Source organism: Kitasatospora sp. NPDC088742, from assembly GCF_055584905.1.
This window is the reverse complement of sequence record NZ_JBVJLD010000039.1, coordinates 1-20,475: the sequence shown is the minus strand read 5'-3', so window position 1 is coordinate 20,475 and position 20,475 is coordinate 1. Positions and strand designations below refer to the sequence as shown.

Below are 20,475 nucleotides of genomic sequence, written 5' to 3'. Positions count from 1 at the left end.
CGGCAAGGGCCTATAGCTCAGACGGTTAGAGCGCTTCCCTGATAAGGAAGAGGCCACAGGTTCAAGTCCTGTTAGGCCCACCGGCGCAGAAGGTCCGGAGTGGATTTCCACTCCGGGCCTTCTGTCGTTCCCGGCCCGTCCGTACGCTGGGCGGCGTGGAGATGTTCTGGGTGATGAGTCTTCCGGGGTTGGTGGTCGGGCTGGTGCTGCTGGCCTTCGTGGACCAGTTGGCGCTGCGGGCCCGGCGGGCGTCCTGGCTGCCGTGGCGGGGGACGGGGCGCGAGGGGCAGATCTCGTCGACCGGCTTCGAGCAGCTGCACGCGCAGTTCGCGGCGGGCAAGCAGCACGAGTTGGAGCAGCGCCGGAGCACGCTGATGCTGCGCGACGAGGAGGGCGACGGGGCGCCGCCGCGGTCCACGGTGGACCTGGACGGCGGCCGGGCGGTGCTCAGGATGCCGGAGCGGTAGTTGGTACGACAGGAGGCACGGCGTCAATCCCTGGCGTGCGCCGGGCGGTTGACGACTCGCGGGGGCCGCCCGGGAGGCGGTTACCGATGTGTATCATCGGCCGGAGGCGGTCCGAGCGGTGAGACCGCCGGTTCGTGCCCGCAACATCCGAGGGTCCGTGGTCAGGGCCCGTTCCCCAGCAAGAAGGACGAGGTCCCCCGGTGAAGAAGCTCCTCCTGGTCGCCCTGGTCGCCCTCGGCGGCTTCTTTGTCTACCGTCAGGTGCAGGCGGACCGCGCCGAGCAGGACCTGTGGACCGAGGCCACCGACCCGGTCCCGGCCGGCCGCTGACGCGACGCTCCCGTGCGGCCGGACCGGGCGAGAGGCCCGGCCCGGCCCGGGGAGCGGGTACTCTGGTGCGCAGCACTTCGCTGCACGGGGCTTTAGCTCAGTTGGTAGAGCGCTGCCTTTGCAAGGCAGATGTCAGGAGTTCGAGTCTCCTAAGCTCCACCGTGTGAAGGACGAACGGCCGCTGACCCGGTATCAGGTCGGCGGCCGTTCGGCGTTCCCGGGCCCGGGCGGCCCGTCAGTGCGGCTTGCGCGGGTCGTGCGGCTTGGGGCGGTCGTCCGGGGCGAGGGAGCCCTCGGGGTGGTCCTCGGGGGCGGCCGGGGCCTCCGGGGCGGGGCCGGGGGCCGGCGCCGCGTGGCGGCCGGGCGGCGGGCCCGGCTTGGCGGCCGCCGAGGCGCCGTTCAGGTGCTCCTCCCCGGGCGGGACGGTGACGGGCGGCTCGACCAGCCACTCGGGCTCGCCGCGGCCGCGCCACCACTGCCAGGCGGCCAGGCCGGAGCCGATCGCGATCAGCCCGGCGAGCGCCAGGCCGAGGCCGCGGCGCCGGTGCGGGTGGAGCTCCCGCTTGGCGTTGCGGGCCGCCAGGTCGCTGATCTCGGCGGAGCTGACGTGGCCCTGAAGGGCCGTCAGGGCGGCGGCGCCCCGGACCTGCGCCTCGTGGGCGGCCGGGACGAGCGCGGCGCGGGCCTCGGCGACCTTGGGCAGTACCGTGCCGCGGGCCTGGCCGACCGCCTTGCCGGCGGACAGCTTGGCCGTGAGCGCGGCCTCCTGGGCCCGGTGCACGGCCTTCAGGGTGGACTGCTGGGCGTGCGGGGGGAGGGCGCCGAAGGCATGCTCCAGCTGCGGGGCGAGGTGCTTGGCGTACTGCACCCGGGCCGCCTGGGCGGCTTGGCCGGCCTTCGGACCGATCGCCTCCAGGTGCGGGCCGATCCGGTGCCTGGCCTCCTCCGCGTAGGTCAGCGCGGTCTCCTTGGCGGTGGCGGCATAGGGCGCGAGGGACTCCCTGGCCTTGTCGGCCGTTTCACGGGCGGTGTCCAAACGGGTCACGGGTTTCTCCTCCTCGGTGGCGTCCGTTATGCACATTTCCACCTGTTTCGAGATCATGCATGTCGTTCTGCGCCGTGGCGCGTCGGGTTGGTCCGGACGCGGGGCGGCGGACCGCTCCGGCACGGCCGTACGGCTGACGGTCCGTGGGATGATTCCGGGGACGGAACCGTAGAGACGAGGGAGCGGCACCGTGGCCGGAGACCTGATAGCCACCCTGAGGACCAATCGCGGTGACATCGCCGTGAAGCTCCTGCCGAACCACGCTCCGAAGACCGTGGCGAACTTCGTCGAGCTGGCCGAGGGCACCCGGGAGTGGACCGATCCGCGCACCGGGCAGCCGTCCTCGGCCCCGCTGTACGACGGGACCGTGTTCCACCGGGTGATCAAGGGCTTCATGGTCCAGGGCGGTGACCCGCTGGGCACCGGCACCGGCGGCCCGGGCTACCGCTTCGCCGACGAGTTCCACCCCGACCTGGCCTTCACCCGGCCGTTCCTGCTGGCCATGGCCAACTCGGGCAAGAACACCAACGGCTCGCAGTTCTTCATCACCGTCGCCCCGACGCTCCGGCTGACCGGCAAGCACACCATCTTCGGCGAGGTCACCGACCCGGCCGCCCAGCGGCTCGTGCTGGAGATCGCGGGCGCCGAGACCGGCCGCGACGACCGTCCGGCCGAGGACGTGGTGATCGAGTCGGTCACGATCACTCGGGGCTGACGCGGCGTCAGCAGTAGCCTGGCAGTTCCGGCGGCGGTGAGCGAGGAGAGCGTGATGGGTCCCGACGTACCGGCCGGCGCGGCACCGGAGGAGGGCCACCGGCTGCCCGGCTGCTACCGGCACCCCGAGCGGGAGACCGGCATCGGCTGCACCCGCTGCGGGCGGCCGATCTGCCCCGACTGCATGGTGAGCGCCTCGGTGGGCTTCCAGTGCCCGGAGTGCGTCCGGGAGGGCCACCAGGGCGCCCGCGAGGCGCGCACCCGCTACGGCGGGGCGCTGGCACTGAACCAGGCACTGGTCACCAAGGTGCTGATCGGGCTCAACCTGCTGGTCTTCCTGCTCACCGAGTACCTGCGGCCGGAGCTGGGCGCCGACCTGGAGCTGTGGAGCGTCTCGTACCCGTTCCGGCCGGACGGCCTGGCCGCCGGGCCGCACGAGTGGTACCGGCTGGCGACGGCGATGTTCGTGCACGCCGGGGTGATGCACGTTGCGCTGAACATGGTCTCGCTCTGGGTGCTGGGGCCGCAGTTGGAGCACGTGCTCGGGCGGTGGCGCTTCCTCGGGCTGTACCTCGCCTCCGGCCTGGCCGGCGGCGCCTGCAGCTACGCGCTCGGCGGGGTGCGGGTGGAGTCGGTCGGGGCCTCCGGGGCGATCTTCGGACTGCTGGGTGCGACCGTGGTGCTGTTCAAGGCGACCGGGTCGCCGCTGCGCCCGGTGGTCACGCTGCTGGTGGTCAACCTGGTGATCACCTTCGCGCTGGCCCGGCCCAACGCCTCCGGCTTCGTCATCGACTGGAAGGCGCACGTCGGCGGTCTGCTGGCCGGGGCGGTGACCGCGGTCGGGCTGATGTACGCCCCCAGGGCCCGGCGGAACCTGGTGCAGGGGCTGACCGTGGCCGGGGTGGTGGCGGCCGCACTGCTGGTGGTGGCGGTCCACACGGCGCAGTTGAGCGGCTGACGGCGCGCGCAGTTGTCCACAGAGCGCGCCGGGCTGTGCACAGCCGGTACGGCAGAGGGCTGGGGAAAGGCCGGTCTACGCGCGTCCCGCTGGGAATTCGAGCGGAATTCGGAGAATCTCACGGGGCTCGAACAGAAAAGTTATCCACAGGCGTGGGCGACTTTTCCCCAGTGTGGATAACCGTGTGGACAACCCGATGGTATGGACAGGCGCTCCGGCCCGGGACGGCACTGAGCACCGCTCGGGGCCTTCCCCGAGCGGTGCCTGACGGTGCGTCAGCGGTGGAGCGTCACTTCCACTGGGTGGAGACGCCGAAGCCGGCGGCGATGAAGCCGAAGCCGGCCAGGATGTTCCAGTTGCCCCAGCTGCTCACCGGCCAGGTGCCGCTGGTGACGTAGTAGGTGACGATCCAGACCAGGCCGACCAGGAAGAACGCGAGCATCAGGGGTGCCACCCAGCCGCGCCCGGAACTGATCTTCACCGGTGCCGCACCGGTGGACGGCGGCGGGGTGTAGTCGGACTTCTTGCGGAGTCGGGACTTCGGCACGAGAGGCTCTCCTGTCGATGCGCTGTGAGACCGCGCAGGGTGCAGCGGGGGTGGGCGACTGTGGGGGCCGGCCCACGCGTGGGGTGCTCCGCACGCGCCACCGGCGTCCGTTAGCGTAGTGGCTCGCCGGGTCGTAAGGAGATAAGGGTACGGTGCCGAATTCCACGATTCCCTCCCTGGAAGCGTCCGGAGGTGCTCCGCGCACCCGAATTGTCGGACGTGCCCTGACCTGCACCGTGTTCGCGATGGCCGGTCTGCTCTTCTACATCAGCGCGGACACCGCCCGCGGCACCGATCTGCGCACCGACAACTCCCTGCTGCGGCTCAGCGACGTCATAAGGCAGCGCTCCTCGCAGAACCAGGCGGCGCAGACCGAGCTGGCCGAACTGCAGGGCCGGGTGGACGAGCTCACCGCTCAGCAGCACCTCAGCCCCGCCGAGAGCGGCCGGCTCGCCCTGCTCCAGCAGCAGGCGGGCCTCCAGGAGCTGCGCGGCCCCGGACTCACCGTCACCCTCAACGACGCCCCGCCCGGTGCCACCGCCAAGCTGCCCGGCATCCCCGAGCCCGGCGTCAACGACCTGGTGATCCACCAGCAGGACATCCAGGCCGTGGTCAACGCGCTCTGGCGGGGCGGTGCCGAGGGCGTCCAGGTGATGGACCAGCGGCTGATCTCCACCAGCGCCGTCCGCTGCGTCGGCAACACCCTGCTGCTCCAGGGCCGGGTCTACTCCCCGCCGTACGTCGTCAAGGCGGTCGGCAAGACCGACAAGCTGCGCTCCGCCGTGGACGCCGACCCCACCATCGCCAACTACCTGGGCTACGTGGCCGCCTACGGGCTGGGGTGGAAGGTCCAGGAGAGCGGCGACCTGACGGTCCCGGGGTACGCCGGAACGGTCGACCTGCACACCGCTTCCGGTCAGTAACGGAACTGGCCGCCTGCGGGCCCGCGACGGCCGTCTAATCTGTACCGGACCCGAAACCCGAGGAGCACCATGTACAGCTGGATCTGGCGGCTGCTGCCGGGCAACGCCCTCGTCAAGGCCGTCCTCGCCGCGCTGCTGGTGCTCGGGACGGTCTACGTCCTCTTCGAGTACGTCTTCCCCTGGGCGGAACCGCTGCTCCCCTTCGGCGACGTCACAGTGGACGAGGGCGGCGCGGGCGTCGGCTGAGCCGCCGTCAGCACCCCCGCCGGACCGCACCCCACCGGACCGCTTCACGCGCCAGGCAGCCCGCCCCACCAGCACCCAGCCCAGGAGTAGTGCACGGATGACCGCCGCAGGCAGCCCGCCCCGGATTCTCGTGGTGGACAACTACGACAGCTTCGTCTTCAACCTGGTCCAGTACCTGTACCAGCTCGGCGCCACCTGCGAGGTGGTCCGCAACGACGAGCTGACGGTGGACCGCGCCGTCCGCCGCGACGGCGAGGCCGGCTACGACGGGGTGCTGCTCTCCCCCGGCCCGGGCTCGCCCGAGGAGGCCGGGGTCTGCGTCGACATGGTGCGGCACTGCGCCGAGACCGGGCTGCCGCTGTTCGGGGTCTGCCTGGGCCTGCAGTCGATCGCGGTCGCCTACGGCGCGGTGGTCGGCCGGGCGCCCGAGCTGCTGCACGGCAAGACCTCCCCGGTCACCCACCGGGACGGCGGCGTCTTCGCCGGCCTGCCCTCGCCGGTCACCACCACCCGCTACCACTCGCTCGCGGTCGAGCCCGGCACCGTGCCCGCCGAGCTGGAGGTCACCGCCGAGACCGACAGCGGCGTGATCATGGGCCTGCGCCACCGCGAGCTGCCCGTCGAGGGCGTGCAGTTCCACCCGGAGTCGGTGCTCACCGAGGGCGGGCACCGGATGCTCGCCAACTGGCTGGCCGAGTGCGGTTTCCCGGAGGCGGTCGGCCGGTCGGCCGGCCTCGCCCCGGTGATCGGTCGGGGCTGAGGCCATGACGGCGGTACGTCCGGAGGGGCGCGCGCAGGACGGCGCGGACGGTGTCGGTGGTGGCGGTGCCGGCGGTGTGGGTGGCGGCACGGGGGACTGGGGCGTCTACGAGCAGGCCGCGCCCCCCGGCGGCGCCCCGGGCTGGGGCGGGCAGCCGTACCCCGGCCAGGAGGGCGCCCCGTACGGCCGGGAGACCGGCCACGGGCCGGTCCAGGGCGTCCCGTACGGGCAGCCGGGGCCGGTGGCGGACGACTCCACCATGCAGCTGCGGGTGGTCCCGTCCGGCGGCGCCGTGCCGCCGCCCGGCGGCCGCGCCGACCGGCGTCGCGCCGCCGGCGGTCCGGGCGGCGGGCGGCGGCGGGCCGGCGGGCGTCCCGCGGCGCCGGTCGCCCGGCCCAAGGAGCGCAGGCGGGTGGTCGCCGCCCGGGTGCTCGGGGAGCTCTTCATCACCCTCGGGGTGGTGATGTTGCTCTTCGTCTCCTACCAGCTCTGGTGGACCAACGTGCAGGCCGACAGCGCCGCCAGCGGTGAGCGCGACGCGCTCACCCAGCAGTGGAACCAGGCCGCCGGCCAGCAGGGCGCCGGGACCCCGGCGCCCGGCGCCTCCCCCGCCCCGCAGCCCACCGCCTTCGAGCCCGGCAAGGGCTTCGCGATCATCCACATCCCCAAGCTCGGCCTCAAGTACCCGATCGCCGAGGGCACCGACAAGCAGAAGGTCCTCGACAAGGGCCTGGTCGGCCACTACACCGGCACCGCGATGCCCACCGACAAGGCCGGCAACTTCGCCGTCGCCGCGCACCGCACCACCCACGGGCAGCCGTTCCGGAAGATCGGCGAGCTGGTGCCGGGGGACAGCATCGTGGTGGAGACCGCGACGTCCTACTTCACCTACCAGGTGGCCGGCGGCATCCCGGAGACCCCGCCCACCAACGTCTCGGTGATCCGTCCGATCCCCAACGGCTCCCCGTTCAAGGAGGCCGGGCGGTACATCACCCTCACGACATGCACGCCGGAGTTCAGTGCACGGGGTCGGCTGATCGTCTTTGGCAAGATGGTCGAGGAGAAGCCGAGGAGTCAGGGGCAGCCCGCCGCACTGACCGGCTGACCGGTCGTCAGGAGGGGTGCGCGTGGAGGTCCGGCCGGACGGTGCCACCGCCCCCGAACCGCGCCGGCGGCGCGGCCGCCTCGCCGCCCTGCTCGGGGTGGTCGGGGAGCTGCTGATCACCGCCGGGGTGGTGCTCGCGCTCTTCGTCGGCTACTCGCTCTGGTGGACCGGGGTGCTGGCGGACCGTCAGGCGGGCGCCGCGGGGGGCCGGTTGAGGGAGGCCTGGGCCGCGCCCACCGCCCCCGCCGTACCCGGCGCCGAACCCGCCCCACCGGTGTACGCCGCCGGGGACGGCATCGGCTTCCTACACGTCCCCGCCCTAGGGGCGGCCCGGCAGACCCTGATCCGGATGGGCACCGAACCGGACGTCCTCAACGAGGGCGTGGCCGGGGTCTACGACCAGCCCTACCGCTCCGCGATGCCCTGGGACCCGGAGGGCAACTTCACGCTCGCCGCGCACCGCGACGGGCACGGCGCCCGCTTCCACGACCTCGACGCCCTGGCCGTCGGCGACCCGATCGTGGTCGAGACCCGCTCCGCCTGGTACGTCTACCGGGTCGACGGCCTTCTCCCTCAGACCTCCAAGTACGACACCGGCATCGTCGCCCCCGTCCCCAAGGGCTCCCCCTACACCGCCCCCGGCCGGTACATCACCCTCACCACCTGTACCCCCGTCTATACCTCCCGCTACCGCATGGCCGTCTGGGGCTCCCTGGTCCGCACCGACCCCGTCGACGGCCACCGCACCCCGCCCCCGGAACTGCGCTGACCTGGAGCGGAACCCCTCGGTGGGCGCCGGTGCCGCGATCCCGTGCGCTGCGCCGAGGCGGTGACGGGCGGTCGGATCATCTCGTTTCCACGGCGGCACCCTCCCGACCGGGGACGGTGCCACCGACAGGCGAGGTGAGACCGATGGACCGTGAAGCGGTTCTGCAGGAGTCGCGGACGATGCGCGGCGGGATGGCCGACCGGGTCGAGGCGCTGGACCGGGTGAAGGCGCTGGTGATGCTCCCGGACGGTGTGCACGTGACGGCGCGGATGCTTGCCGACTACTACGGGGTTGGGGACAAGGCTGTGGAAAGCCTGGTCTACCGGCACCGCGCGGAGCTCGCGGAGTACGGCTACCGCGTGCTCAAGGGAGCTGACCTGCAGCTCTTTGTTTCCTTCAACTTGAAGGAAAGGAGCGCCGTCCGGCATGGCCTGGGGATTTTCCCCCGCCGGGCCGTGCTCGTCGTCGGCATGCTGCTGCGCGGCAGCACGGTGGCGAGGGAGGTCCGCAGGGAGCTGCTGAACCTGGCGGAGCAGGCGGTGAGCGGCGCGGCCGAGTGGCGGTACGAGCTGGCCGGGTTGCGCGAGGAGCTGGCGGAGATCCGGGAGCTGCAGCTGGTGATGCTCCGTCAGTCCCAGCTGGACCGTGAGGTGATAGCCGGGCTGAGCGTGCGGATGGCCGACTGCCAGAGCGCCGTGAGGACGCTCGGCGGGCGGGTCGACATGCTGTGCACGGTGCTCGCCGTGCGCGGCCCGGGGGAGCGGCGGCGCCGACGGCGGTAGCGGGAACGCCGGAGGGCCCGCCACAGCGGATGTGGCGGGCCCTCCGGGGTGCGGGTCAGCGCGGCGGGGACGGGGAGTTCGCCGGGGGCTTGTCGGCCGCCTTGGTGGTGAGCATGATCTTGGTTCCCGGGTCGACCTGGGTGCCGGCGCCGGGGGTGGCGCTGGTGACGATGGCGGTCGGGTCCTGGGGGCCGAACAGGAAGTCGTACGGCAGGCCGAGCTGGTCGAGCTGCTTGGCGGCGTCCTTGAGGACGACGTTCTGCAGCGGCGGGACGGTCACCTTGTCCTGCGCCTTGTAGACCGAGATCGTCACCTTGGAGTTGGGGGCGACCTTCTGGTTGCCCTTGGGGTCCTGGCTGTAGACCTGGCCGATCTTGGTGGTGTCCGGGGTCGGGGTGGTCTTCACCTCGACCTGGAAGCCGGCGCCCTCCAGGGTCTGCCGGGCGGCGGCCTCGGTCTGGTTGATCACGCCGGGGACGGCGACCTTGGTCTGGCCGGAGGAGACGGTGAGGTTGATCGCGCTGTTCGGGGTGGCCTTGCCGGCCGACGGGTCCTGGGAGATGACCTTGTTCTGCGCGACGTTGTCGTTGTTCTCGTAGCTGACCTTGCCGACGGTGAAGCCGGCCTTGGTGATGGCGTCCTTGGCCGCGTCCAGGTCCTTGCCGGTGACGTCCGGGAGGTCCGAGGCGGTCGGCCCGGTGGAGAGCTGGACGGTGATCTGGCTGTCCGGCGCGACCTGGGTGGTGGAGGCCGGGTTCTGGGTGCAGACCTGACCCTTCTTCACCGAGGCGTCGGGGCAAGCGAGTTCGGCCCCGGTGACCACGACGAGCTTGCTGTTGACGTTGGCGGCCTTGAGCTTGGCCTCGTCCAGCGTCTGGCCGACCAGGTTGGGCACGGAGACCTTGTCGCCGTTGCGCCCGCCGGGCTTGAGCATGACGGCGTCCACCACGAAGTAGGCGCCGACCAGCACCAGCACGGCCGCGATGGCCAGCAGCACCCAGGAGGTGTTGCTGCTCTTGCGCGGCTGCTCGGAGCGGCGGCCGCCGCCGCCCCCGCCGTTGTAGTCGTCGTAGCCGCCGCCGTTGCCGGCCCCGTTGTAGCCGTCGTACCCGGGCTGCTGGTTGCCGACCGGCGGGAGCATGGTGGTCGGACCGGCGTTGCCCTGCTGCGGCAGCATGTTGGTCTGGCCGTACGGGTCGTGCTGGGCGGCGGGGTAGCCCTGCTGGTCGTAGCCGTAGCCCTGGCCGGCCATGCCGAAGGCGGCGGCCTGCTGGGCGGCGGCGACCGGGAGGCCGTCGAGGAAGCGTTCGATGTCGTCGCGCATCTCGGCGGCGCTCTGGTACCGGTACTCGCGGTCCTTGGCGAGCGCCTTGAGCACGATCGCGTCGATCTCGGGGCGCACCTCGGGGTCGTAGGAGGACGGCGGCATGGCCTCCTCCCGGACGTGCTGGTACGCGACCGCGACCGGGGAGTCGCCGACGAACGGCGGACGGACCGTCAGCAGCTCGTAGAGCAGGCAGCCGGTGGAGTAGAGGTCGGACCGGGCGTCCACGGTCTCGCCCTTGGCCTGCTCCGGGGAGAGGTACTGGGCGGTGCCGATCACGGCGGAGGTCTGGGTCATCGTCATGCCGGAGTCGCCCATGGCGCGGGCGATGCCGAAGTCCATCACCTTGACGTTGCCCTGCCGGGTCAGCATGACGTTGGCGGGCTTGATGTCGCGGTGGACGATGTTGGCGCGGTGCGAGTACTCCAGCGCCTGGAGGATGCCGATGGTCATCTCCAGCGCGCGCTCGGGCAGCAGCCGCCGCCCGGTGTGCAGCAGTTCGCGCAGGGTGGAGCCCTCGACGTACTCCATCACGATGTACGGGATGGAGATCCCGTCGATGTAGTCCTCGCCGGTGTCGTACACGGCGACGATCGCGGGGTGGTTCAGCGAGGCCGCGGACTGGGCCTCGCGACGGAACCGGGCCTGGAACGACGGGTCGCGGGCCATGTCGGCCCGGAGCGTCTTCACGGCGACGGAGCGGCCGAGCCTGGTGTCATGGGCGAGGTACACCTCGGCCATGCCGCCGCGTCCGAGGACGCCGCCGAGCTCGTACCTGCCGCCGAGGCGACGAGGCTCTTCCATAGTTCCGACCCTCTCCCTCACCGGTCGGTGAGGATGTCACGTAGGTGTCCCCGCACGCTGTCATGGACGCTGTCGCCACCGCACCGGTTTCGTGATCCGCCCCACGGCCGGGCGGCAGGTACACCGCTGCTCGCGGATACGCTACCTCGCCGTCCCGGGGCAACCCGAACGGACCCCCTCGGATGAGACCAGACCGGTATCCTCCGAGACGGCTCCGTCCGGGCCGGGAAAGCGCCGGGAACGGGCGGGTGCGAGCCCGGTCCGCGGCCCGGTCAGCGCTCCAGGGCGGCCTGCATCACGGCCTTGGCGATCGGCGCGGCGAGCCCGCCGCCGGAGATCTCGTCCCGCTCGTTGGAGCCGTCCTCGACCACCACCGCGACCGCGACCGAGCGGCCGTCGGAGGCCTTGGCGTAGGACATGAACCAGGCGAACGGCAGGCCCTTGTTGTCCACGCCGTGCTGCGCGGTGCCGGTCTTGCCACCGACCTTCAGGTCCTTGATCTGGGCCTTGGTGCCGGTGCCGTTGGCGACCACGCTCTCCATCAGCTGCTGGAGCTTCTGCGCGGTGGCCGGGGTGACGGCCTGGCTCATCTGGCGCTCGGTGTGCTTGGAGATCGTGGTCAGGTTGGCCGCCCGCTCCTCGTCCACCATGTACGGCTGCATCAGCCGGCCGTCGTTGGCGATGGCGGAGGCGACCATGGCCATCTGGAGCGGGGTGGCCCGGGTGTCGTGCTGGCCGATCGCGTCCATCGCGGTGCCGTCCGGCTTGGAGCCGGTCGGGAAGGTCGACTCGGCGGCCCGGATCGGGACGTCCACCTGGGCGTTGTTGAAGCCGAACTTCTCTGCCTGGGCGCGCAGCTTCTCGCCGCCGACCTCGGCGCCGATCTTGCCGAAGACCGTGTTGCAGGACAGGTCCATGGCGTCCTGCAGGGTGGCGTTGGCGCAGGGCTCGTTGGCGCTGGCGTTCTTCAGCTCGGTGGTGGTGCCGGGCAGCAGGTACTTGGCCGGCGTGTCGGTGACGTCGGTCACGTTCTGGAACTTGCCGCTCTCCAGCGCCGCGGCGGCGGTGACCAGCTTGAAGGTGGAACCGGGCGGATAGGTCTCGCGCAGCGCCCGGTTGAGCATCGGCTTGTTGGCGTCCGCCTGCAGCGCGTTCCAGGCCTTGGAGTCGGCGTCACCGGTGCCGGCGAAGCTGCCGGGGTCGTAGGAGGGCGTGGAGACCAGCGCGAGGATCGCGCCGGTGCGCGGGTCGAGCGCGACCACGGCGCCCTTCTTGTTGCCGAGCCCGTCGAAACCGGCCTTCTGGGCCTTGGCGTTGAGCGTGGTGACCACGTCGCCGCCCTGCTTCTCCTTGCCGGTCAGCATGTCCAGGGTGTTGCGGAAGAACAGCCGGGAGTCGGAGCCGGAGAGGATGCCGTCCTCCAGCTTCTCCAGCTGGCTGGTGTCGAAGGCCTGCGAGGACCACCCGGTGACGGGGGCCCACATCGGGCCGTCCACCCAGGCGCGCTTGTACTTGTAGCGGTAGCCGTTGACGAAGTCCGACTTGGTGACCGGCTGGCCCCCGGCCACGATGATGTTGCCGCGCGGGTAGGCGTAGCGGTCGAACTTGGTGCGCAGGTTCTTGGGGTGGTTGGCGAGGCTGTCGGCCTGGACGCCCTGGACCCAGTTGACCCGGATCATCAGCGCCAGCACCAGCACCAGGCAGAAGATCGAGACCCGGCGGATCGGCTTGTTCACGAGTGGGCTCCCCGGATGGGTTCGGTCACGCCGTCGGGGCCGGGCCCGGGCTGTCCGCCGAACGGCGGGGCGCCGGTGGGCACTCCCAGGGGCGGGGTGCCGGCGGGCGTCCCGAGCGGCGGGGTGCCGCCGGCTGGCCGGCCCGCGGGCTCGCCGCCGGTGGGCTGGGGCTGCGGTTCGGCGGCCGGGCGCCGGGCGGAGTCGCTGATCTTGAGCAGGATGGCGATCAGCGCCCAGTTGGCCACCACGGAGGAGCCGCCCTGGGCGAGGAAGGGCATCGTCATGCCGGTCAGCGGGATCAGGCCGGTGACCCCGCCGGCCACCACGAAGACCTGGAGCGCGAAGGCGGAGGAGAGGCCGACCGCGAGCAGCTTGCCGAACGGGTCGCGGGCGGCGATCGCGGTGCGCAGGCCGCGCTGGACCACCAGGCCGTAGAGCAGGAAGAGCGCCATCAGGCCGGTGAGCCCGAGCTCCTCGCCGAAGGAGCCGAGGATGAAGTCGCTCTTGGCGGCGAACTGGATCAGCCAGGACCGGCCCTGGCCGAGCCCGCTGCCGGTGACCCCGCCGGAGCCGAAGGCCATCAGGGTCTGGCCGATCTGCTCGGTGGCGCCCTTCGGCGGGTTGGGTCCGAAGGCGGCCATCGGGTCGAGCCAGGCGTCGATGCGGGTCTTCACGTGCGGTTCGGAGGTGGCCACCAGGGCCGCGCCGCTGACCGACATCAGCAGGCCGAAGACGATCCAGCTGGTCCGCTCGGTGGCGACGTAGAGCATCACCACGAAGAGGCCGAAGAAGAGGAAGGAGGAGCCGAGGTCGGTCTCGAAGATCAGGATCAGGATGGAGAGCAGCCAGACCACGATGATCGGCCCGAGGTCGCGCCCGCGCGGCAGGTAGAGGCCCATGAAGCGGCGGCTGGCCAGCGCCAGCGCGTCCCGCTTGACCATCAGGTACCCGGCGAAGAACACGGTCAGGATGATCTTGGCGAACTCGCCCGGCTGGATCGAGAAGCTGCCGAAGCGGATCCAGATCTTGGCGCCGAAGTCCTCCTGCCGGCTCGGGAAGAAGGCCGGCGCGGCCAGCAGCACCAGGGCCACCACCATCGAGATGTAGGTGTACCGCTGGAGGATCCGGTGGTCCTTGAGCAGCAGGATCACGCCGATGAACAGCCCCACCCCGAGCCCGGACCACATCAGCTGGTTGGAGGCGGCCGGGAAGTTGCTGGTGAGCACCTTGCCGGCCTTGTCGAGCCGCCAGATCATCACCACGCCGAGGCCGTTGAGCAGGGTGGCCAGCGGCAGCAGCAGCGGGTCGGCGTACGGCGCCCACCTGCGCATCACCAGGTGGGCGACGAGCGCGAGCGCGCCCATGCCCAGGCCGTAGCCGAGCATGCCGGCGGGCAGGGTGCCGTCCATCGCGAGGCCGACGTTGGCGTACGCCAGCATCGGCAGCAGCACCGCGAAGGCCAGCAGGGCCAGTTCGGTGTTGCGGCGGTTGGGGGCGCCCTGGGGCGTGATGGTGGTGTTCTCCCGGCGTCGGGAGCGCTGTTCACCACCACCGGTCTGACTGCTGCTCAGGTCGAAACTGCTCACGTTGACGGCCGCTCCCCGACGGCTGTGGGACCCGCTGGAGGTACCGGTGTCGCTGCGGTCATCAGGGTCGCGGTGGCGGGTGCCACTACGGGGTCGGGCAGGAGGAGGCCAGCTTCTGCTCCTGCTCGGTCAGGGCCGGGGCGGTGCCGGCCGGGGTGGCGGCGATCTTCTTGCAGACCTCCGCCTGGGCACCCAGCTTCTTCACCTGCTCCTCGGCGTCCGCCAGGCTGTCGGCCTGGATGGTCTTGGAGACCTGGGTCTGCTGGTACGGCGGCAGGAACTTCAGCTGCACCTCGGAGTGCGCCTGGTAGACCTTCGACAGGTCGAGGCCGGCCAAGTTCTGGTTGATGCCCCGGTAGACCGCCACGGAGTCGCCGGAGGCGCCCACGTAGTACTGGCCCTGGGTCCAGCGCCAGCCCGCGTAGCCGCCGGCCCCGATCAGGCCGAGGGCCACCAGCAGGGTGAGGGTCAGCTTGAACCAGCCGAACTTCTTCTTCCGGCGGCGCGAGGGCGGGGGCGGCTGCTCCTCGTCGTCCTCGTAGCCGTCGTGGCCCTGCGGAGCCGACGCGCCGTCAGCACCCCCGTAGCCCTCGGCCGGGCCGAAGCCGGCCTGACCGCCGTAGCCGCTGGCCGGACCGAAGGCGCCCTGCGGGCGCCCCAGCCCGGCGGCCCGGCCGGCCGCGGTGTTCGGGAGGGGGTGGTCGGTGGCGGGCGGGGTGTCGGCCACCGCGCCGACCACCACCGGGACGTCGGCGTACCCGGCGCTGTGGGGGTCGGTGGCGCCGACGTCGATGACGTCCGCCACCACGCAGGTGATGTTGTCCGGGCCGCCGCCGCGCAGCGCCAGCTGGATCAGCTCCTGGACGGTCTGCTCGGGGGAGTAGAAGCTTCCGAGCGTCTCCTCCAGGGTCTGGTGGCTGACCGGTCCTGACAGACCGTCGGAACAGATCAGGTAGCGGTCGCCGGCCCGGACCTCACGGATCGACAGGTCGGGCTCGACCTGGCCGCGGCCGTCCAGCGCGCGCATCAGCAGCGAGCGCTGCGGGTGGGTCTCGGCCTCCTCGGGAGTGATCCGGCCCTCGTCCACCAGCCGCTGCACCCAGGTGTGGTCCTGGGTGATCTGGGCCAGCGCGCCGTCCCGGAGCAGGTAGGCCCGGGAGTCGCCGATGTGCACCATGCCCATCCGCTGCCCGGTCCAGAGCATCGCGGTCAGGGTGCAGCCCATGCCCTCGAGATGCGGGTCGTCCTCGACCATCTGCCGCAGGCGCTCGTTGGCGCCCTGCACGGCGTCGTTCAGCAGGGTGAGCAGGTCGGCGCCGGGCACGTCCTCGTCCAGGCGGACGATGGAGCCCAGCACCTCGGAGGAGGCGACCTCACCGGCGGCGGCGCCGCCCATGCCGTCGGCGACCGCGAGCAGCCGCGGACCGGCGTACCCGGAGTCCTCGTTCCCCTCCCGGATCAGTCCCTTGTGCGATCCGGCGGCGAAGCGCAGCACGAGAGTCATGCGGTCCGAGCCCTCCTTCGGGTGGACGGTGTGCTGTCCCTCATGCGCCGCTACTTCCGCAGTTCGATGACGGTCCTGCCGATTCGGATCGGCATTCCCGGCTGGAGCGGGGTGGGCGCGGTGAGCCGCTGCCGGTCCAGATAGGTGCCGTTGGTGGAGCCTAGATCCTCCACCGTCCACTGCCCAGTCTGATCGGGGTAGATCCTGGCATGCCGGGACGAGGCGTAGTCGTCGTCCAGCACGATCGTGGAGTCGTGGGCCCGGCCGAGCGTGATGGTCTGCCCCTGCAGGGCGACCGTGGTGCCGGCCAGCGAGCCCTGCACGACGACCAGCTGGGTCGGCGCGCCGCGGCGGCGGCCCGGGCCGGGGGCGGCCTGCGCGGGCGGGGCGGGGTGCCCGCCGCCGCCGGGCGCGGTGGCGGCCGGTGCGGCCGCCCGTCGCGCGGCGGTGCGCGGGTTCACCTTGGTGCCGAACAGGTCACTGCGGATCACCTGGACGGCGACGATGACGAACAGCCACAGCACGGCGAGGAAACCCAGCCGCATGACCGTCAGGGTCAGTTCTGACATGACCGGGCGATCACCCTTCGACCTGTCGGTAGACGATGGTGGTGCTGCCCAGGACGATCCTGGAGCCGTCGCGGAGCGTAGCGCGCTGGGTGTGCTGTCCGTCCACCACGATGCCGTTGGTCGACCCCAGGTCGAGCACCATGGCCGGGGTCCCGGGCCTGATCTCGGCGTGCTTGCGGGAGACGCCGGGGTCGTCGATCCGGATGTCGGCCTCGGTCGAGCGGCCGAGCACGCAGGCGTTCCCGGTGATCTGGTGCCGCTGCCCGTTCACCTCGATCCAGCGCCGGGTGGCCGGGCCGCCGTGGCCCGCTCCCGGGAACGGCCGGACGTTCCCGCCGCCGCCCGCCTGCGGGGGCGTCGGAGGCAGTGAGGGGGGCGCGGCCGGCGGGGGCGGCGCCCCGTACGGGGCCGCGCTCTGCTGCTGCCACGGTGCGCCGGGGGCCGGCGGGGTGGGCTGGCGGCCGTAGCCCGGCTGCTGTTGCTGCTGCGGCGGCGCGGGCTGGGCCGGCGGCTGCTCGGAGGCGAGCGTGCGGCTGCGCACCCGGTAGAGCCCGGTGTCCAGGTCGTCGGCCTTCTCCAGGCTCACCTGGAGCGGGCCCATGAAGCTGTACCGCTGCGCCTCGGCGTACTCCTGCACCATCCCGGCCAGCTCGCTGCCGAGCTGCCCGGCGTACGGGCTGAGCCGCTCGTGGTCGTGCGGGGAGAGCTCGACGATGAAGTCGTTCGGGACCACCGTGCGGTCGCGGTTCCAGATGGTCGCGTTGTTGTCGCACTCCCGCTGGAGCGCTCCGGCGATCTCCACCGGCTGCACCTCGGACTTGAACACCTTGGCGAAGGTGCCGTTCACGAGACCCTCGAGCCGCTGCTCGAACTTCTTCAGTACTCCCACCGTGGGGCACCCCCTTCCAAGGGCTTCGGTCCGGCCGCCCGTGGGCGCGATAGCGGTACTTCCGTACTGATCGTATCCACGCCGGGGCCGTCCCCACGGTTCCCCCGGCGCGGCGGGGCGCAAGCCAGGGCTACCCGCCGGGGGCCCCGCTCATCCCTCGATCACCCGTTCGCCTGCACCCGACCGGCCCCGACCGGCGGCGCTGCCGGAAGGCCTCCCCTTCCGGTTGCGGAGCGCCGGGGGAAGGGATTCGTAGGTTCGGGCGGAGGCGTGCTAATGTTTCTCATGTCGGAAGGGGCGCCCGAGAGGGAGCCGAACGGAAGACCAGCAAGGCGAAGGCCGAGCGGGTCGGAAGAACCAGAAGACAACACCTTTGCGCGGGTGGCGGAATAGGCAGACGCGCTGGATTCAGGTTCCAGTGCCCGAAAGGGCGTGGGGGTTCAACTCCCCCCTCGCGCACAGCGAAGCCCCGCAGATCCTCAGGATCTGCGGGGCTTTCTCGTTGCCCGGAAGCGGATGGCGGCCGGGTGGCGGGCCCGGGGGCCCCGCCGGTGTGAGCGGCCTCACTCCCCCGTGACCGGCAGCACCGCCCGGACCAGGAAGCCGCCCTCGGGCGTGGGCCCGGCGGTCAGCGTGCCGCCCAGGCGCTCGGCCCGCTCTCGCAGGCCGACCAGGCCGTGGCCACCGCCGGGCAGGGCTTCGGAGGGTTCGGGGTGCCGGGCGGGCGGGCCGTTGCGGACCTCGACCAGCAGCCGGCTGCCGCAGGTGAGCAGCCGCACCTCGACCTCGGCCCCCGGCGCGTGCTTGGTGATGTTGGTGAGCGCCTCCTGCACGGTGCGGAAGGCGGCCCGCTCCACCGACTCCGGCCAGGGCCGGTCCCCCGCCGCCAGCTCGCTGCTGACGGGCAGTCCGCTGTCCCCGATCAGCCGGGGCAGGTCGGCCAGCCGGGGCTGCGGGGAGAGCGGCTCGGCCGGGCGGTCGCCGCCGGGGGACTGCGCGGCGGCCCGCAGCACGCCGACCATCTGGCGCAGCTCGTCCAGGGTGCGCACCGAGAGCTCCCGGATGGTCCGGGCGGTGGTCCGGGTGGCCGGGTCGGTGGCGGAGACCTGGAGCGCCCCGGCCTGGATCGAGATCAGGCTGACCTGGTGCGAGACCACGTCGTGCATCTCCCGGGCCAGCCGGGCCCGTTCGGTGGAGAGCACCCGTTCGGCCAGCAGCCGGTGCTCGCGCTGCCGGCCCTCCGTCAGTTCGGCCAGCCGGTCGGCCAGTTCCTTCCGGGTACGGGCCAGCAGGCCGAGCGCGGCGGGGCCGGCGCCGAGCATCACGGACTGGATGGCGTAGAGCGCGTTGTCCCGGTCCAGGGCCAGCGGGTGGTCGGCCAGCGGCCAGTGGAAGAACTCCACCAGGGAGAAGACCGCGGCGCTGAGCACGGGCGCGCGCAGCCCGGGCCGGTACGCGGCGACCGAGTAGACCGCGATCACCGGGGCGATCCAGATGTAGTTGACGAAGGTGCCGGGCAGCACCAGCAGCAGGGTGAGCACCGGGTACCGGCGGCGCAGCAGCAGGGCGCCGGTGGAGAGGGCCGAGAGGACCAGCTCCCACCACGCGGAGTCCTTGGCGACCAGGGCGGCGTCCACCGAGGCCGCCAGCACCGGGAGCAGCAGCATCAGCCAGGGAGCGGTGGTCCAGGGGGCGCAGAGCCAGCCCGGCCGGGCCCGGCCCGGGGCGGTGCTCACGCGTCCGGCCGCGGCGGGGTGCGGACCAGCCCGGCGCGGTTGGCCACCACGGCGGCCTGCACCCGGTTGGCGGCGCCGAGCTTCCCGAGGATGGCGCTGATGTGGTCCTTCACGGTGCCGGTGCCGAGGAAGAGCCGGTCGGCGATCTCGGCGTTGGACAGGCCCTCGCCGAGCAGCGCCAGCACGTCCAGCTCACGGCCCGTCAGACCCCGGGTGAGCGCGGCCGCCTCGGCGTCCGGGCCGCCGCCCTCGACGTAGCCGCTGATCACCGTGCGGGTGACGGTCGGGGAGAGCACGCTGCCGCCGGCCGCCAGCACCCGGACGGCGTGCACCAGCTGCTCGGGGGCGGTGTCCTTGAGCAGGAAGCCGGCCGCTCCGGCCCGCAGCGCGGTGCCGATGTACTCGTCGGTGTCGAAGGTGGTCAGCATGGCCACGGCCGGGGGGTACGGCAGGGCGCGCAGCCTGCGGAGCACCGAGATGCCGTCCAGGTCGGGCATCCGGATGTCCAGCAGCACCACGTGCGGCCGCAGGGCCGAGACCCGTTCCTCCGCCTGGCCCCCGGAGCAGTCGCCGACCACCTCCAGGTCGGGTGCCGAGCCGACGATCAGGCCGAGGCCGGAGCGGACCAGGATCTCGTCGTCCACGATCAGTACGCGGATGGCCGTCATGGCCGTGCCTCCTCGCGCGCGCGGGTATGAGGGTGTGGGAGCGCGTGCGGTTCGAGCCTAGGGGCAGGCCGGGGCGGCCGTGGCCTTGGTCGGGGGGAGAGCACCCCCGCCGTTCGGGGGGGTTGCGAATCCGCTACCGGGTTCACGAATTTCTCATCCCCGGTGAGCAACCATGGTCTGCGGGGACAGGCCCTGGCCGTCGGCCCGTGTGCGTGCGGATGCGCCCCGTCACCTGATCGTTTGGAATTGAGCTGTGTCCTCCACCGTGAAGCCGGAGCCTGCGAACACCCCAGCCGAGCACACCGGCTCCCTCGGGAGGCTGTTGGCCCGCTGGCGTCCCCGAGCCGCCACATTCACCGTCTGGTACCTGCGGCTGCTCGCGCTGCTGAACCTCGTCGCGGTGCTCGCGGTCCCGTTCAAGGACCAGGTGCGCACGCACAACGAGGGCGAGTTCTTCACCCCGTACCTGATGACCGCCGGTCTCACCTCGGTGGTGCTCTCGCTGCTGCTGGCGGTGGCGATGCGGCGCCGCAAGCGGGCGGCGTGGATCTTCAACACGGTGCTGTCGGGGATCTTCTTCACGGCCTACGTGCTGCTGCTGGTGGTCTCGCCGGACGGCCTGCGCTTCAACCGCCACCCCTTCAACTACTTCTCCGCCGTGCTGACCGGGCTGTTCTTCTTCGCCCTGCTGCTGGGCCGCGGGGAGTTCACCTCCAAGGGCGACCGCTCCAACCCGAAGTCGGCGGTGGCGGCCTTCGTCGGCGGCCTGCTGCTCGGTGGGGGGATCGGCGCGCTGCTGGTCGGCTGGACCAACGAGATCTCCGGCTCCGACTTCGGGGACCGCTTCCGGTACTCGATCGCCCGGATGATCACCTTCGAGCCCTCGGCCCACATGGACCGGGTGATCTCGGCCCCCACCTGGGTGAACGGCTTCATCAACGCGATGGGCGCGGTGCTCTTCCTGCTGGTGCTGTACGTGGCCTTCCGGTCGCCGCGCGGTCAGGAGCTGCTGAC

Annotated in this window: 20 protein-coding genes, 3 tRNA genes and 1 pseudogene; 14 read left to right on the top strand and 10 right to left on the bottom strand. The window is 72.1% G+C overall.

From position 1 onward, the window contains the following. Positions 1-6 precede the first annotated feature (6 nt). From ACZ6ZR_RS26735 to ACZ6ZR_RS26720, 4 genes are all read left to right on the top strand, one after another. A tRNA-Ile gene (locus ACZ6ZR_RS26735) sits at positions 7-80 on the top strand. A 75-nt stretch (positions 81-155) separates the two neighbouring features. Continuing rightward, positions 156-467 (top strand): DUF6191 domain-containing protein, encoded by a 312-nt coding sequence (locus ACZ6ZR_RS26730; RefSeq protein WP_465646415.1) that lies wholly within the window; start codon positions 156-158, stop codon positions 465-467. Between the two features lie 200 nt (positions 468-667). Then, complete coding sequence (locus tag ACZ6ZR_RS26725; RefSeq protein ID WP_014137031.1) at positions 668-796, top strand: DLW-39 family protein; 129 nt, start codon at positions 668-670, stop codon at positions 794-796. A gap of 86 nt (positions 797-882) precedes the next feature. Next, positions 883-955, top strand: a tRNA-Ala gene (locus ACZ6ZR_RS26720). A gap of 76 nt (positions 956-1,031) precedes the next feature. Here ACZ6ZR_RS26720 and ACZ6ZR_RS26715 read toward each other — a convergent pair. Then, positions 1,032-1,841, bottom strand: coding sequence for a DUF5324 family protein (locus tag ACZ6ZR_RS26715; RefSeq protein ID WP_465646413.1), 810 nt, complete (start codon positions 1,839-1,841; stop codon positions 1,032-1,034). A gap of 190 nt (positions 1,842-2,031) precedes the next feature. Here ACZ6ZR_RS26715 and ACZ6ZR_RS26710 point away from each other — a divergent pair, with 190 nt between their 5' ends. Together ACZ6ZR_RS26710 and ACZ6ZR_RS26705 are read left to right on the top strand one after the other, a co-directional pair. Next, entirely contained in the window at positions 2,032-2,556 is a 525-nt protein-coding gene (locus ACZ6ZR_RS26710) for a peptidylprolyl isomerase (RefSeq protein WP_465646411.1), read from the top strand. Between the two features lie 54 nt (positions 2,557-2,610). Further along, the gene (locus ACZ6ZR_RS26705; RefSeq protein ID WP_465646409.1) at positions 2,611-3,513 is read left to right on the top strand and encodes a rhomboid family intramembrane serine protease; all 903 of its coding nucleotides are present in this window, start codon (positions 2,611-2,613) and stop codon (positions 3,511-3,513) included. A 289-nt stretch (positions 3,514-3,802) separates the two neighbouring features. Here ACZ6ZR_RS26705 and crgA read toward each other — a convergent pair whose 3' ends face one another. Next, on the bottom strand, positions 3,803-4,060 hold the full coding sequence (gene crgA / locus ACZ6ZR_RS26700; protein WP_465646407.1) for a cell division protein CrgA: 258 nt from the start codon (positions 4,058-4,060) through the stop codon (positions 3,803-3,805). Between the two features lie 176 nt (positions 4,061-4,236). On the opposite strand from crgA, the gene ACZ6ZR_RS26695 reads away from it, so the two are divergent. From ACZ6ZR_RS26695 to ACZ6ZR_RS26670, 6 genes are all read left to right on the top strand, one after another. Further along, entirely contained in the window at positions 4,237-4,983 is a 747-nt protein-coding gene (locus ACZ6ZR_RS26695; protein ID WP_465646509.1) for a DUF881 domain-containing protein, read from the top strand. A 69-nt stretch (positions 4,984-5,052) separates the two neighbouring features. Next, positions 5,053-5,229, top strand: a complete 177-nt coding sequence (locus ACZ6ZR_RS26690) for a hypothetical protein (RefSeq protein WP_465646406.1) — start codon at positions 5,053-5,055, stop codon at positions 5,227-5,229. 97 nt (positions 5,230-5,326) lie between these two features. After that, entirely contained in the window at positions 5,327-5,989 is a 663-nt protein-coding gene (locus tag ACZ6ZR_RS26685) for an aminodeoxychorismate/anthranilate synthase component II (RefSeq protein ID WP_465646404.1), read from the top strand. A gap of 4 nt (positions 5,990-5,993) precedes the next feature. Continuing rightward, positions 5,994-7,094 carry a class E sortase gene (locus ACZ6ZR_RS26680; RefSeq protein WP_465646402.1) on the top strand — a complete coding sequence of 367 codons (1,101 nt, stop codon included), beginning with the start codon at positions 5,994-5,996 and terminating at the stop codon, positions 7,092-7,094. 22 nt (positions 7,095-7,116) lie between these two features. After that, positions 7,117-7,863: a class E sortase gene (locus ACZ6ZR_RS26675; protein WP_465646401.1), complete on the top strand. Its 747-nt coding sequence runs from the start codon at positions 7,117-7,119 to the stop codon at positions 7,861-7,863. A 143-nt stretch (positions 7,864-8,006) separates the two neighbouring features. After that, positions 8,007-8,645, top strand: coding sequence for a hypothetical protein (locus tag ACZ6ZR_RS26670; RefSeq protein ID WP_465646399.1), 639 nt, complete (start codon positions 8,007-8,009; stop codon positions 8,643-8,645). A gap of 55 nt (positions 8,646-8,700) precedes the next feature. Here ACZ6ZR_RS26670 and pknB read toward each other — a convergent pair whose 3' ends face one another. The 6 genes from pknB to ACZ6ZR_RS26640 form a co-directional block, all read right to left on the bottom strand. Continuing rightward, positions 8,701-10,773 (bottom strand): Stk1 family PASTA domain-containing Ser/Thr kinase, encoded by a 2,073-nt coding sequence (gene pknB, locus ACZ6ZR_RS26665; protein WP_465646397.1) that lies wholly within the window; start codon positions 10,771-10,773, stop codon positions 8,701-8,703. 272 nt (positions 10,774-11,045) lie between these two features. Beyond that, positions 11,046-12,509: a peptidoglycan D,D-transpeptidase FtsI family protein gene (locus ACZ6ZR_RS26660; protein ID WP_465646395.1), complete on the bottom strand. Its 1,464-nt coding sequence runs from the start codon at positions 12,507-12,509 to the stop codon at positions 11,046-11,048. Continuing rightward, positions 12,506-14,080 (bottom strand): FtsW/RodA/SpoVE family cell cycle protein, encoded by a 1,575-nt coding sequence (locus ACZ6ZR_RS26655; RefSeq protein ID WP_465646507.1) that lies wholly within the window; start codon positions 14,078-14,080, stop codon positions 12,506-12,508. Before ACZ6ZR_RS26655 ends, ACZ6ZR_RS26660 begins: the two co-directional genes overlap by 4 nt. A gap of 100 nt (positions 14,081-14,180) precedes the next feature. Further along, positions 14,181-15,599, bottom strand: coding sequence for a PP2C family protein-serine/threonine phosphatase (locus ACZ6ZR_RS26650; RefSeq protein WP_465646393.1), 1,419 nt, complete (start codon positions 15,597-15,599; stop codon positions 14,181-14,183). Between the two features lie 50 nt (positions 15,600-15,649). Further along, positions 15,650-16,168 (bottom strand): FHA domain-containing protein FhaB/FipA, encoded by a 519-nt coding sequence (locus ACZ6ZR_RS26645; protein ID WP_465646391.1) that lies wholly within the window; start codon positions 16,166-16,168, stop codon positions 15,650-15,652. Positions 16,169-16,178: 10 nt separating this feature from the next. Beyond that, positions 16,179-17,057 (bottom strand): FhaA domain-containing protein, encoded by an 879-nt coding sequence (locus ACZ6ZR_RS26640; protein WP_465646389.1) that lies wholly within the window; start codon positions 17,055-17,057, stop codon positions 16,179-16,181. A gap of 375 nt (positions 17,058-17,432) precedes the next feature. On the opposite strand from ACZ6ZR_RS26640, the gene ACZ6ZR_RS26635 reads away from it, so the two are divergent. Continuing rightward, positions 17,433-17,516: transfer RNA gene (locus ACZ6ZR_RS26635), tRNA-Leu, on the top strand. Between the two features lie 104 nt (positions 17,517-17,620). Here the strand turns inward: ACZ6ZR_RS26635 and ACZ6ZR_RS26630 are convergent. Then, the gene (locus tag ACZ6ZR_RS26630; RefSeq protein ID WP_465646387.1) at positions 17,621-18,793 is read right to left on the bottom strand and encodes a sensor histidine kinase; all 1,173 of its coding nucleotides are present in this window, start codon (positions 18,791-18,793) and stop codon (positions 17,621-17,623) included. Further along, positions 18,790-19,461 (bottom strand): response regulator, encoded by a 672-nt coding sequence (locus ACZ6ZR_RS26625; protein ID WP_465646385.1) that lies wholly within the window; start codon positions 19,459-19,461, stop codon positions 18,790-18,792. The genes ACZ6ZR_RS26630 and ACZ6ZR_RS26625 overlap by 4 nt, the downstream gene beginning before the upstream one ends. A 253-nt stretch (positions 19,462-19,714) precedes the next feature. Here ACZ6ZR_RS26625 and ACZ6ZR_RS26620 point away from each other — a divergent pair. Continuing rightward, positions 19,715-20,475: pseudogene (locus ACZ6ZR_RS26620) on the top strand (phosphatidylglycerol lysyltransferase domain-containing protein); the annotation flags it as partial.